13 protein-coding genes and 1 CRISPR repeat array are annotated in these 12,257 nt (G+C 39.7%); of the genes, 7 read left to right on the top strand and 6 right to left on the bottom strand.

All coding sequences use genetic code 11. From position 1 onward, the window contains the following. Positions 1-79: 79 nt before the first annotated feature. From PN497_RS20315 to PN497_RS20305, 3 genes are all read right to left on the bottom strand, one after another. The gene (locus PN497_RS20315; protein ID WP_137669138.1) at positions 80-601 is read right to left on the bottom strand and encodes a photosystem I assembly protein Ycf3; all 522 of its coding nucleotides are present in this window, start codon (positions 599-601) and stop codon (positions 80-82) included. Between the two features lie 149 nt (positions 602-750). Beyond that, positions 751-2,235: a UDP-N-acetylmuramoyl-L-alanyl-D-glutamate--2,6-diaminopimelate ligase gene (locus PN497_RS20310; RefSeq protein WP_096566075.1), complete on the bottom strand. Its 1,485-nt coding sequence runs from the start codon at positions 2,233-2,235 to the stop codon at positions 751-753. Between the two features lie 32 nt (positions 2,236-2,267). Beyond that, complete coding sequence (locus PN497_RS20305; protein ID WP_096566077.1) at positions 2,268-2,570, bottom strand: glutaredoxin family protein; 303 nt, start codon at positions 2,568-2,570, stop codon at positions 2,268-2,270. A 226-nt stretch (positions 2,571-2,796) separates the two neighbouring features. On the opposite strand from PN497_RS20305, the gene PN497_RS20300 reads away from it, so the two are divergent. Further along, positions 2,797-3,261, top strand: a complete 465-nt coding sequence (locus PN497_RS20300) for a DUF29 domain-containing protein (RefSeq protein ID WP_096566079.1) — start codon at positions 2,797-2,799, stop codon at positions 3,259-3,261. A gap of 159 nt (positions 3,262-3,420) precedes the next feature. On the opposite strand, the gene PN497_RS20295 is transcribed toward PN497_RS20300, so the two are convergent. Further along, a complete protein-coding gene (locus PN497_RS20295; protein WP_096566081.1) occupies positions 3,421-3,765 on the bottom strand; it encodes a HepT-like ribonuclease domain-containing protein in 345 nt (114 codons plus the stop codon). Beyond that, positions 3,762-4,052: a nucleotidyltransferase family protein gene (locus tag PN497_RS20290; RefSeq protein WP_096566083.1), complete on the bottom strand. Its 291-nt coding sequence runs from the start codon at positions 4,050-4,052 to the stop codon at positions 3,762-3,764. The genes PN497_RS20295 and PN497_RS20290 overlap by 4 nt, the downstream gene beginning before the upstream one ends. 828 nt (positions 4,053-4,880) lie before the next feature. Between PN497_RS20290 and fbp the strand changes: the two genes are divergently transcribed. Further along, the gene (fbp, locus tag PN497_RS20285; RefSeq protein ID WP_096566085.1) at positions 4,881-5,918 is read left to right on the top strand and encodes a class 1 fructose-bisphosphatase; all 1,038 of its coding nucleotides are present in this window, start codon (positions 4,881-4,883) and stop codon (positions 5,916-5,918) included. Between the two features lie 325 nt (positions 5,919-6,243). After that, positions 6,244-7,389: a transaldolase gene (tal, locus tag PN497_RS20280; RefSeq protein WP_096566086.1), complete on the top strand. Its 1,146-nt coding sequence runs from the start codon at positions 6,244-6,246 to the stop codon at positions 7,387-7,389. Here tal and PN497_RS20275 read toward each other — a convergent pair. Then, entirely contained in the window at positions 7,367-7,510 is a 144-nt protein-coding gene (locus PN497_RS20275; protein ID WP_272110797.1) for a hypothetical protein, read from the bottom strand. The genes tal and PN497_RS20275 overlap by 23 nt on opposite strands. 137 nt (positions 7,511-7,647) lie before the next feature. On the opposite strand from PN497_RS20275, the gene zwf reads away from it, so the two are divergent. From zwf to PN497_RS20255, 4 genes are all read left to right on the top strand, one after another. Beyond that, complete coding sequence (gene zwf / locus PN497_RS20270) at positions 7,648-9,177, top strand: glucose-6-phosphate dehydrogenase (protein ID WP_096566088.1); 1,530 nt, start codon at positions 7,648-7,650, stop codon at positions 9,175-9,177. A 121-nt stretch (positions 9,178-9,298) separates the two neighbouring features. Then, complete coding sequence (opcA, locus tag PN497_RS20265) at positions 9,299-10,669, top strand: glucose-6-phosphate dehydrogenase assembly protein OpcA (protein ID WP_096566090.1); 1,371 nt, start codon at positions 9,299-9,301, stop codon at positions 10,667-10,669. A 319-nt stretch (positions 10,670-10,988) separates the two neighbouring features. Then, positions 10,989-11,327: a DUF433 domain-containing protein gene (locus PN497_RS20260; protein WP_096572588.1), complete on the top strand. Its 339-nt coding sequence runs from the start codon at positions 10,989-10,991 to the stop codon at positions 11,325-11,327. Then, positions 11,321-11,671 (top strand): DUF5615 family PIN-like protein, encoded by a 351-nt coding sequence (locus PN497_RS20255; protein WP_096566092.1) that lies wholly within the window; start codon positions 11,321-11,323, stop codon positions 11,669-11,671. Before PN497_RS20260 ends, PN497_RS20255 begins: the two co-directional genes overlap by 7 nt. A 180-nt stretch (positions 11,672-11,851) precedes the next feature. Continuing rightward, positions 11,852-12,254: direct repeats of the CRISPR family, unit length 40 nt; unit sequence TATGTTTAAACAACAATCAGTCCTCAGAACTTCTAGAAAC. Positions 12,255-12,257 lie beyond the last annotated feature (3 nt).

The raw sequence follows: 12,257 nt of genomic DNA, 5'->3' as shown, positions 1-12,257 counted from the left end.
GTCACCAGTCACCAGTCACCAGTCACCAGTCACCAGTCACCAGTCCCCAGTCACCCATCACCAATCACCCATCACCAAATTAAAAGAATACGTCAATTTGCGATCGCCCGGTAGTTTTTAACCAGTTTTGTGCTTCAATATAGTTATTGGGAGCTAAACGAATCGCTCTAATCCAATAATCCGCAGCTTGATCAAACAACGCTTCACCAGCGTCATTATCTCCTTCTTCTTTGGCTTTTTCACCTTTGTAGTGATAGATTACAGCGATGTTATTTAAAGCTTGGGGTAGACGGGGGTTTAATTCAATTGCTTGATGATAAAATTCTAAAGCTTTTTCATGATCGCCATTACTAGCATAAATTAAACCCATATTATAAAGGATAAAACTCTTGTCGTTAGAATCTTCTTCTAAAGATAAAGCTTCTTCATAATATTCTAAAGCTTCAGCATATTCGCCTTCAGCTTGGGCTGACATACCATCACGGTAATAAACAAAAGCTTCCTTAGCTTTCTTGTTAGTTGGCAGTATTTTGAGAATAATATCTGCCATAACGGTAAAAGACTTGTCAACAAAGTTATCGTTTTTCTGTGTTCTTGGCATATTTGCCCCTATTTTAACCTACAAGTTAATCTAGCTGATTTTGGGTGATTGGTGACTGGGGACTGGGGACTGGGTTATGAACTTCCCTTTCCTCCCATACCTTCCCCTGCTTCCTACTCCCTGCTTCCCTGTCTCTTTGCTGTCATCTGTCACCTGTCACCTCTTTCCTGTAAAGCTTCCCGTGCTTGTTCTCGATCATCAAAGTGAATTTTTTCCGTACCCAAAATTTGATAATCTTCGTGGCCTTTACCTGCCAATAATACACCATCACCGGGTTGAGCTTCCAAAATAGCAGTACGGATGGCAGTAGCGCGATCGCCAATTACCACCGCTTGCACAACATCAGGAATACCAGCCAAAATATCCTCTAAAATCTTATCAGGGTTTTCTGTGCGGGGATTATCTGACGTTACCACCGCAATATCCGCTAATTCTGCGGCAATTTTACCCATTTTTGGGCGTTTCGTCCTGTCTCTATCTCCCCCACAACCAAACACACAAATCATTCTTCCCGGTATAAATGGACGTGCAGCTTTCAGTAAATTCTCTAAACTATCAGGAGTGTGGGCATAATCCACAATTACGCTAATATCTTGATGATCGCTAATTTGCACCCGTTCCATTCTTCCTGGCACTCCAGGGAAATCAGGTATAGATTTTGCCACTACCTGTAAATCTAAACCTAGATGTAAAACCGCACCCACAGCCGCCAAAAGATTTTCTAAATTATATTGTCCCACCAAAGGAGAACTAAAAGCGACATCACCTTTAGGAGTATGTAAAATTCCGCTCACACCTGTTGGCTGATAATTTAAACCACTCATCCACAAATCAGCAGTATGATCATTAACGCTGTAAGTCCAAACCCGATCTTTTCCTAAGCCAGCAATTAAACGTTTACCATATTCATCATCAGCATTAATAATAGCTCTACCTTGGAGATAATCAGGACTAAATAACAAAGCCTTCGCCCCAAAATAATCTTCCATATCCTTGTGATAGTCAAGATGATCTTGGGTGAGATTGCTAAATACAGCTACCTCAAAAGCACATCCAAAAACCCGATCCTGCGCTAAAGCATGGGAACTGACTTCCATTACCCCGAACTCACACCCAGCATCAACCGCTTGAGCTAGATTGTGTTGTAAGTCTACCGCAAAAGGAGTAGTAAAAGCCGCAGTTTGGGAAAAACCAGGCCAACGAGTGTAAAGAGTTCCTAACAAAGCCGTCGCCAAATTGGCTTTTGTGAGAAAATATTCAATCAGGTGGGTAGTTGTGGTTTTACCGTTCGTGCCGGTAACGCCCACCATTTTGAGCTTTTGTCCAGGATAACCATAAAAAGCCGCGGAAATTTCCGCGCAGACCTTATTCATATTACTGGCACTGATCACCATTTCCGATTGTTTAGGTGGATATTTGGCGATCGCATCTGGAGAGATAATAGCAGCAACAGCACCAGCAGCTAAAGCACTTTGCCAAAACTCACCCCCATCTACTCTAGTTCCTGGCATTCCGATAAACAAATCTCCCACACCGCAAGCATGGGAGTTAGTTTTGATCCCCTGAACTTCCACATCAGCGGACTGAGGACATTCTAAACCATCAACAACCGCCAATAATTCCCGTAAATTCATATATCGCACCTCGCCACAAGCTAACCTTGCGCCTATTCTGCATGATTTTTTTCTGTATTGGGAATATATTTTAAAAGCAATTGTTCCAACTGCCGAACATTTGCGCGAGGAGAAGGACGGGGTATAGGTTGTAACTCTTCTGCGTTCTCTGTGTCTCTGTGGTTCGATAAAAATAAAACTGGAATTTCATACTGATAAGCAGCAAACCAATCTTCACGAGTCGTAATATCGCGTATTTCCAAATTAAAAGAAATACTGGTAATTTGTTCTAGCTTTTCTTGTAAACCTTCACAGAGATGGCAACCGGGTTTACTGTAGAGGATAATTCGCTTCATGTTAGTATAGGACTCCTATTTGATTTTTGATAGCTTGCGTGGCGTAGCCATACAGAACTCAGTACACACGGAAAGCCTTCTTTCCTGTTCCCTGTTCCCTGTTCCCTGCCTCCACGAAAAATTCATGAATCAAATCGGATCACTATAGTTTTTTAATGATTGTAGAGGCAGCTTTGCTAACTGTGGTATAATAACAGAAAATCTAGATTTAAATAGTAACTAAACTATGGAAAAATTAAAAATAGAAATAGACTCAAAAAAATTGTACGAACAGGATTTCTATCTTTGGCTACAAACAACAGCCAATTTATTAGAAAACAATAAATTTGATGAATTAGATATTAGAAATTTGATAGAAGAAATCAACAGCATGGGTAGAAGCGAGAAAAAAGAATTGAAAAGTCGTTTAATAACTTTAATTGAGCATATATTAAAACTGGAATATTGGCAGTTAGAAAAAGAAAATAATGCTAGAGGATGGCGTAATACAGTTGCGGAACAAAGATTACAAATAGAATTAACTCTGGAAGATAGTCCGAGTTTAAGAAATATGCTGGATGATATTTTTGAAGAATGTTATCAAAAAGCTAGGCAATATATCCTGAAAAGATATCAATTATCTCCTAATTTATTTCCTGAAAACCCTCCTTTTTCTGTTACGGATGTTCTTAACGCAGATTATTTACCGTAGAAACTGTCTGAATCAGGATTTCCAGGATTAAAGGATTTTCAGGATGTTATTTTATCTGAATACTCTTATTTCTATTTTAGGTTGTTTTGTTGTCTCGTTCCTAGTCTCAGACTGGGAATGGTCTTATAGAGGCTCTGCCTCTATCTTTATTGAAGACATTTAACGAGCATCACCTAAATTTTGTAATATCTGTGTAACTTGTAATTTTAAATCAGATAAATTTTGCTCAATAATTTGCCAAACCAAATTCAAATTCACCTTTAAATAATCATGAATTAATACATCTCGTAAACCTGCCATTTGTTGCCAAGGAATATCAGAATATTGACTTCTTAATTCAGGTGATAATCTTTTTGTCGCTTCCCCAATAATTTCAAAATTGCGAATCACAGCATCTTGAATCATCTTGGTTTGCATAAATTCTTCTTTTCCACCTTGAGTATATTCTTCTATCCGTTCAATACATTCTTTAATATTACTTAAATATAAACGTTCATCTTTCATAATGGTACAGCCTCACTTAATACTTTATCTCTAATTAAATCATGTAAATTTTCAGGTTCAGCAATATCTACTTTACGCCCTAATAATACTGCCAAATCTTGATTTAAAGCGATATAATCGAATAAACTGCGATGTGGTTCTAGTTCCACTAAAAAATCTACATCACTATCTGGTGTTGCTTCACCTCTAGCAACTGAACCAAAAATCCGTAGATTATAAGCTCCATATTTAGCAGCAATTTGTAATATTTCCTCACGAAATGGCAGTAATAAATCTTTAATTCCCATAACGTCATTTATTAAAATTACTGCTCCTATTGTAACCTAAAATCACGCCCAGATCCCCGACTTCTCCAATTAACTTATCATTTACTGACAAGATAAAAAAAGAAGTCGGTGATCTAATATCGTGACAAAACATTTAGACAGGAAGCTTTGGGCGATCGCTTTCAGTCTCAGAGAACTTGGTTAAAACTTTTAAAATGCTATTCTATAGCTAAACATTAAATTTTTTCTTTAACAAGTTTCTAAGTAAATTACTTGCTCTTTCTATAAACTCTTCTTCAGTTTCAGTTTATTTAGGTTCACCAATTTCCTTGCTCAAAGAAGATATCACCTCTTTTGAAGTTGCATATTCTGAAACTTTTTTGCTGAATTTCTCAGCTTTTGTCTGTGTATCAGTTTGTCCAAACAGTGCAAAATTTAATATAGCACTTTTACTTAAAAAGTAAATAAGAAAAAATACCTAATTTTGTAAATAGTTAGGTATTTTTTCCTGAATTTACACAGATATCAAATCAACTGAATTATTCACATTTTTACTTAACCACCCATACCACTCATCCCAACCCACACCAGTAGTAGCAGAAACTTGAAAAATTTGGATTTGTGGGTTATCTCGTTCCCAGTCTCAGACTGGGAATGCCATTATCGAGGTTCTCCCTCTATCTTCATTGAACACATAGCCTTCCATAATTGATCCCCATACAGAGTATAGGAACGAGAATATCAATTCTTTAGTTTATCTAAAATCATTTTCAAGAGGTCAGAATACCTTTCTAAGATAGAAGTAGTGGCTAAAAACCGCTATAGGCAAAATCCCAGGAAGTAACCAAAATGACTCAAGTAGCAGAAACGTTAGAATCATCCACTGATAAAGCCCTAGACCGAGATTGTACAACCTTATCCCGTCATGTCCTCCAACAACTCCAGAGTTTTGGACCAGAAGCACAGGATTTGAGTGCGTTAATGAATCGCATCGCCTTAGCTGGTAAACTGATTGCCAGACGGTTTACCCGTGCAGGTTTAATGGAAGATGTTCTGGGTTTCACAGGGGAAGTGAATGTCCAAGGTGAATCTGTGAAAAAAATGGATGTCTATGCTAATGAAGTGTTTATTTCTGTATTTAAGCAAAGTGGCTTAGTTTGTCGCTTGGCTTCGGAAGAAATGGAAAAACCTTATTACATCCCCGAAAACTGCCCTATTGGACGTTATACCCTATTATATGATCCCATTGATGGTTCATCTAACACAGATATTAACCTCAGTTTAGGTTCAATTTTTTCCATCCGTCAACAAGAAGGAACAGACTTAGATGGTGAAGCTAAAGACTTATTAAATCATGGACGGAAACAACTAGCAGCAGGTTATATTCTTTATGGACCAAGTACCATGCTGGTTTACAGTATTGGTAAAGGTGTACATTTCTTTACCCTTGATCCCAGTTTAGGAGAATTTATTCTCACACAAGAAAACGTGAAAATTCCTGAACATGGTGCTGTTTATAGTGTTAATGAAGGAAATTTCTGGCAGTGGGAAGAATCCTTTAGAGAGTATATTCGTTATGTGCATAAGACAGAAGGTTATACTGCCCGTTATAGTGGGGCGATGGTCAGCGATATTCACCGAATTTTAGTACAAGGTGGTGTATTTCTCTATCCGGGTACATTACAAAAACCAGAAGGTAAGTTACGACTACTTTATGAAACTGCACCCTTGGCATATTTGATAGAACAAGCTGGAGGGCTTGCTACTACTGGAACAGAGGATATTTTGGATGTAGTCCCTAAACAACTGCACCAACGCACACCATTAATTATTGGTAGTCAACAGGATGTAGCTAAAGTCGAGTCATTTATGCAAAAAGGTCAGTAGCCAAAATCCAGTAAAAGCATTTAGTATGGCCAGTAATCGAAGCTAAACATTGGCACATTGGGATTGGAATGTAGGACTAGCAATGTTTGGATGTGAAGTGAAAAATACACTCAATTAAACCATTTCCTGGTCAAGAAACGCCGAATTATTTGATTGATAAATTCTTTTCTCCTTCTTTTCTCCTTCTTTTCTTCCCTCTTCCTTCGTGTACTTTGCGTACTTTGCGGTTCATTCATATAAATTGACGCTTCTCCATCAAGAAATTAGGATGAGTAAACTTCTCAACTTCACAAAAAACAATGTTAAGAGGAGTTAAAAAATAGTTATGGCAACCAATCATTTATTAGAGATTAAAAACCACGGTCAAAGTATCTGGATGGATAATTTAAGCCGTGACATTATTCAATCTGGGGAACTGCAAAACCTGGTAGAAGATCAAGGAATCTCTGGTATTACCTCCAACCCAGCCATTTTTGAAAAAGCAATTACTGGGAATGCCATTTATGATGCTGACATTGAAGCGGGGATGCGTGCTGGTTTACCCACATACAAAATTTATGAATCTCTGGTTTTTGCAGATATCCGCAATGCTTGTGATATTCTGCGCCCTGTGTATGATGCGACCAAGGGACTGGATGGTTATGTGAGTATTGAAGTTCCTCCCACCATTGCCCATGATACCCAAGCTACAATAAATGAAGCCCGTCGCTATTGCCAAGAAATTGGGCGGGAAAATGTGATGATTAAAATTCCGGGAACTGATGCTGGTTTACCTGCTGTAAAGGCGACAATAGCCGCAGGAATTAACGTTAACATTACCCTGTTATTTGCAGTAGAAAGCTATGTAAATGCAGCTTGGGCTTATATTCGGGGTTTAGAAAAACGGGTAAATGAAGGTCAGGACATTAGTAAAATTGCTTCAGTAGCCAGCTTTTTCTTGAGTCGGATTGATACCAACATTGATGCTAAGATTGATGCTAAATTGCAGAAAGGCGTTGATGATATTAACCACGAAGCAAGATTGAGGGCAGTCAGAGGAAAAATTGCGATCGCTAATGCAAAAATCGCCTATCAAGAATATCAAAATATAATTGCCAGTGATAGGTGGCAAGCATTAGCAGCTAAAGGGGCAAAAGTGCAACGTCTCCTTTGGGCAAGTACCAGCACCAAAGACCCCAGTTACAGCGATGTCATGTATGTTAACGAATTAATCGGACATGACACAGTAAACACTCTACCACCTGGGACTATTAAAGCCTGTGCTGATCATTGTCATGTGAGCGACAGTTTAGAAACAGGAGTTGCAGAAGCTCATAACCTCATCCAAAGCTTAAAAGATCCTGACATCAACATCAATATTGAAGCAGTGATGTCAGAACTACTTGTAGAGGGTATTGACAAGTTTGTTCAGCCCTTCCAGTCCCTAATGAACTCTTTAGAAGAGAAACTCAAGGTATTGTCACCAGTATAGGGGACTGGGGACTGGGGACTGGGGACTGGGGACTGGGGACTGGTGACTGGTGACTGGTGACTGGTGACTGGGGACTGGGGACTGGGGAGATGGGGAGGTTGATAACGCAATCACCAATCATGAATCCCCCAATCACCAATTACCAATCACTAATCCCCCAATCACCAATTACCCATCACTAATCCCCCAATCACCAATCACCAATTACCAATCACCAGTCACCAACCTAAAATCCAAAATCTAAAATCCAAAATCCTTATGGTCAGTCTGTTAGAAAATCCCTTGCGGGTTGGTCTCCAACAACAAGGGATGGCCGAACCCCAAATTATTGTTATCTTTGGCGCGTCAGGGGATTTAACCTGGCGTAAACTCGTACCTGCATTATTTAAACTCCGTCGGGAAAGACGCATTCCCCCAGAAACTACCATTGTTGGTGTCGCCCGTCGTGACTGGACCCATGACTACTTCCGGGAACAGATGGAAAAAGGAATGCGGGAAGCTCACAGCAAAGTTGAACTGGGAGAACTCTGGCAAGACTTTTCTAAGGGTTTATTTTACTGTTCCGGTGACATTGACAACCCCGAAAGTTACCAAAAACTGAAAAACTTCCTCGCTGAACTCGACCCCCAACGGGGAACACGGGGAAATCGGATGTTTTACCTTTCCGTTGCGCCCAACTTCTTCCCCGAAGCTATTAAACAGCTAGGTTCGGCGGGAATGTTAGACGATCCCTACAAAAACCGTCTCGTTATTGAAAAACCCTTTGGGCGTGATTTAGCATCAGCGCAAAGTCTCAACCAAGTAGTGCAGAAGGTTTGTAAAGAAAACCAAGTTTACCGCATTGACCACTACTTAGGTAAGGAAACAGTACAAAACCTGTTAGTGTTCCGTTTTGCCAATGCCATTTTTGAACCATTATGGAATCGGCAATTTGTGGATCACGTACAAATCACCGTTGCTGAAACCGTAGGTGTAGAAGACCGGGCGGGATATTATGAAAGTGCCGGTGCGCTACGGGATATGCTGCAAAACCACCTCATGCAGTTGTATTGTTTAACCGCAATGGAAGCACCTAACTCAATGGATGCTGACAGTATCCGTACAGAAAAGGTGAAAGTATTACAAGCCACTCGTTTAGCAGATGTGAATAACCTTTCCCGTTCTGCCATTCGCGGACAATATAGCGCCGGTTGGATGAAAGGAGAAAAAGTCCCTGGATATCGAGAAGAACCGGGAGTTGATCCCAATTCCACCACACCCACTTATGTAGCAATGAAATTTGTGGTGGATAACTGGCGTTGGCAAGGTGTACCTTTCTATCTGCGGACAGGGAAACGGATGCCGAAAAAAGTCAGTGAAATTTCCATCCATTTCCGGGAAGTACCTTCCAGAATGTTCCCATCAGCCGCATTACAAGCAAACGCCAATATTTTGACAATGCGGATACAACCAAATGAAGGTATTTCGCTCCGTTTTGATGTGAAAATGCCCGGTGGAGACTTCCGCACCCGTTCTGTGGATATGGACTTTACTTATGGTTCATTTGGGATTGAAGCTACATCTGATGCGTATGATCGCCTGTTTTTAGATTGTATGATGGGCGACCAAACATTGTTTACCCGGTCTGACGAAGTAGAAGCTGCTTGGCGTGTAGTGACACCTGCGCTGTCTGTTTGGGACTTACCCGCAGATCCCGCTACTGTTCCTCAGTATGAAGCGGGTACTTGGGAACCAGCAGAAGCTGAATTATTAATCAACCAAGACGGCCGCCGTTGGCGCAGACTTTAAGGGGTGACTGGGGACTGGTGATTGGTGACTGGTGACTGGGTAAGAGTTTTTCCCAATGCCCCATGCCCCATGCCCCATGCCCCATGCCCCATGCCCAATTATTAATCCAAAATCCAAAATTATGGTAACTGAAGCTTCTACAATTTATTCTCTCCAAGCCCCTAAAGATGTGTGTTTGACTGATATTGAAAACGAACTCAGTCAAATTTGGCAAAGTTATGGTATTCAAGGAGAAGAAGGCGGTTTACCTGCTGCTACCCGTGCTGCAACATTTACTCTAGTGGTTTATGAACCAGAAGAAACCCAGTATTTGTTAGCCGCTATTGGTGTTTATAACGGTCCTATTGATGGGATTTTGGGACCCCAAACCCAAACTTCACTGCGGGAACTACAGAAAAAACACGGACTTCCAGAAAGCGGTATTCCCACACCGGAAACGATCAAGGTTTTACGGGAAGAATATTTTAAACTTCAGCACAGTGGGGAACATGGTGATAGTCATGGTGCTGCAATGGGCTATACTTACAGTCCCACCAGTCCCACTATTGCTGATGAAATTGCTTTGCGTAACCCTTGCCGGATTATTGCTTTATGTCCCATTGCGGGGGAAGATGAGGGTGTAAAGGCGCAGGTTTCTGCCTATTGTCCTATTCAAAAGCAGTCTTCTAGTACATTAATTTGTTGTGAATACATTACCTTAACTGGTACTGCTGCGGCTTTGGAACGTATTGGGGGCATGATTCCCGCTTTGTTAATTGGTGGTTTGCCTAAGTTTTTATGGTGGAAAGCTACTCCTGATTCTCAAAATCCTTTGTTTAAGAGATTGGCGGCAGTTTGTAATAATGTAATTGTTGATTCTTGTAATTTTAATGCTCCTGAAAGTGATTTATTAACTTTGCAAGATTTGGCAGATACAGGAGTTCCTTTAGCTGATTTAAATTGGCGACGTTTATCTGCATGGCAAGAATTAACAGCAGAAGCTTATGATGCTCCCCAACGTCGTGCAGCTTTGAGAGAAATTGATCGGGTAAATATTGATTATGAAAAAGGCAATGCCGCCCAAGCTTTATTATTTTTAGGCTGGTTAGCGAGTCGCTTGGAATGGCAACCTGTTTCTTACAGCAAAGAATTTGGTGATTATGATATTACCAATATTGTTTTTGTGTCGAAAGATCAAAGACAAATTAATGCAGAGTTAGCAGGTGTTCCTGTTGCTGATATTGGGGAAATTGTTGGTGATTTGATTGCTTTGCGTTTGAGTTCTACTAATACTCAAGCTAATTGTGGTACGGTAATTTGTTCTGAAACCGGCGGTTGTATGCGGATGGAAACTCAAGGTGGCGCTCAATCTGCTGGTTTATTTCAACAAGTTAGTTCTCTTGCTGAACAAAAGCCGGAGTTTTTGTTAAGTCAGCAGGTGCAACGTTGGGGGCGTGAGGCTTTGTTTGAGGAAAGTTTATCGGTGATTACGAAAACTATTAAGTTGGGTTAGTTTTCATCTCGTTTATCTCGTTCCTAGTCTCTGACTAGGAATGCTTTTTTTGAGGCTCTGCCTTTTTTTGTCTGAATCAGGATGTCCAGGATTTTAGGATTTTCAGGATGATTTTTAATTTTGTCTGAATCAGGATGTCCAGGATTTTAGGATTTTCAGGATGATTTTTTTATTGAACCACGTTCGCGAAGCGTGCCGAAGGCATAGGCACGAAAAAACGAAGGAAGAGAGGAAGAGAAGAAGAGAGAATATTCAAATAAAATGTCCGCTATGTTATCAAAATGTGCTATTATGAATGATAATTTTTGTGTTATTAATTATGGTTTTGGCAATTGTTACTGAACCTGCACCATTAGAAACTACTAAAGATGGCGTAGTTGTTATTCGTAATACTCGCGTGACTTTAGATACGATTGTTTCTGTGTTTAATCAAGGGGTAACTGCTGAAGAAATAGCTTATCGTTATCCATCTTTGATGCTTGCTGATGTTTATGCTGCTATTGCTTTTTATCTGAATCATCAAGAGGAAGTTGATAGTTATTTACAACAAAGACAGCAGCAAAAACAAGAAGTTCGTCAAATAAATGAGAGTCGTTTTAATGCTCAAGATTTGCGAAATAGATTACTTTCTCGTCAAGCAAATCAGAAGGTATGTTAAAGTTTTTAGCTGATGAGAATTTTGATAATACTATTGTGAGAGGATTAATTAGACGTAATCCTAATATTGATATTATCAGAGTTCAGGATGTTGGTTTGTTAGGTAAAGATGATGTAACTATTCTCGCTTGGGCAGCTACGGAAAATCGAGTTCTCTTAACTCATGATGTGGCTACAATTACGCGCTATGCTTATGAAAGAATTGCAGCAGGTGAGATGATGCCAGGGGTGATTGAGGTTTCTACAGATGCTAGAATTGGACAGGTAATAGATGATATTTTGTTGTTAATTGATTGTTGTTTTGATGGAGAGTTAGCAGGACAAATATATTATTTGCCATTTTGATGATTTAGATTCTCGATTTTTTACTATGATCTCTCTTTTTTGGTGAGGTTTATAAAGGAAGTCGGGGATCTTTTTTTGTCTGAATCAGGATGTCCAGGATTTAAGGATTTTCAGGATTTAATGAACCACGAAGACACGAAGAAACGAAGGAAGAGAGGAAGAAGAGGGTTTTTTAGAGAGATGGTTTAAACAACAATCAGTCCTCAGAACTTCTAGAAACAATTGTTTGCAAAAAATCTGAAAAATATTGATATGTTTAAACAACAATCAGTCCTCAGAACTTCTAGAAACAATTTACGAATATCCTGATATAAAAGCTGGATTATGTTTAAACAACAATCAGTCCTCAGAACTTCTAGAAACTATCAAGAATTGGCTGTAAATCATCAGTTTTGATATGTTTAAACAACAATCAGTCCTCAGAACTTCTAGAAACAATTTAGAGATTGGTTGTTTTTTCTGGACATAAACTGTTTAAACAACAATCAGTCCTCAGAACTTCTAGAAACTCTTCTTGAGAAAGTCTTCTTTTGAAGACTATTTCTGGTTTAAACAACAATCAGTCCTCAGAACTTCTAGAAACGCC

The organism is Sphaerospermopsis kisseleviana CS-549 (assembly GCF_028329225.1).
Classification (GTDB): Bacteria; Cyanobacteriota; Cyanobacteriia; order Cyanobacteriales; family Nostocaceae; genus Sphaerospermopsis; species Sphaerospermopsis kisseleviana.
This window is presented reverse-complemented; position numbering and strand designations above follow the sequence as displayed.

Bases quoted from the DNA above. Each gene is read 5' to 3' on its own strand.
- PN497_RS20315 (WP_137669138.1), bottom strand. From the start codon at position 601: ATGCCAAGAACACAGAAAAACGATAACTTTGTTGACAAGTCTTTTACC.
- PN497_RS20310 (WP_096566075.1), bottom strand. From the start codon at position 2,235: ATGAATTTACGGGAATTATTGGCGGTTGTTGATGGTTTAGAATGTCCT.
- PN497_RS20305 (WP_096566077.1), bottom strand. From the start codon at position 2,570: ATGAAGCGAATTATCCTCTACAGTAAACCCGGTTGCCATCTCTGTGAA.
- PN497_RS20300 (WP_096566079.1), top strand. From the start codon at position 2,797: ATGGAAAAATTAAAAATAGAAATAGACTCAAAAAAATTGTACGAACAG.
- PN497_RS20295 (WP_096566081.1), bottom strand. From the start codon at position 3,765: ATGAAAGATGAACGTTTATATTTAAGTAATATTAAAGAATGTATTGAA.
- PN497_RS20290 (WP_096566083.1), bottom strand. From the start codon at position 4,052: ATGGGAATTAAAGATTTATTACTGCCATTTCGTGAGGAAATATTACAA.
- fbp (WP_096566085.1), top strand. From the start codon at position 4,881: ATGACTCAAGTAGCAGAAACGTTAGAATCATCCACTGATAAAGCCCTA.
- tal (WP_096566086.1), top strand. From the start codon at position 6,244: ATGGCAACCAATCATTTATTAGAGATTAAAAACCACGGTCAAAGTATC.
- PN497_RS20275 (WP_272110797.1), bottom strand. From the start codon at position 7,510: ATGATTGGTGATTGCGTTATCAACCTCCCCATCTCCCCAGTCCCCAGT.
- zwf (WP_096566088.1), top strand. From the start codon at position 7,648: ATGGTCAGTCTGTTAGAAAATCCCTTGCGGGTTGGTCTCCAACAACAA.
- opcA (WP_096566090.1), top strand. From the start codon at position 9,299: ATGGTAACTGAAGCTTCTACAATTTATTCTCTCCAAGCCCCTAAAGAT.
- PN497_RS20260 (WP_096572588.1), top strand. From the start codon at position 10,989: ATGGTTTTGGCAATTGTTACTGAACCTGCACCATTAGAAACTACTAAA.
- PN497_RS20255 (WP_096566092.1), top strand. From the start codon at position 11,321: ATGTTAAAGTTTTTAGCTGATGAGAATTTTGATAATACTATTGTGAGA.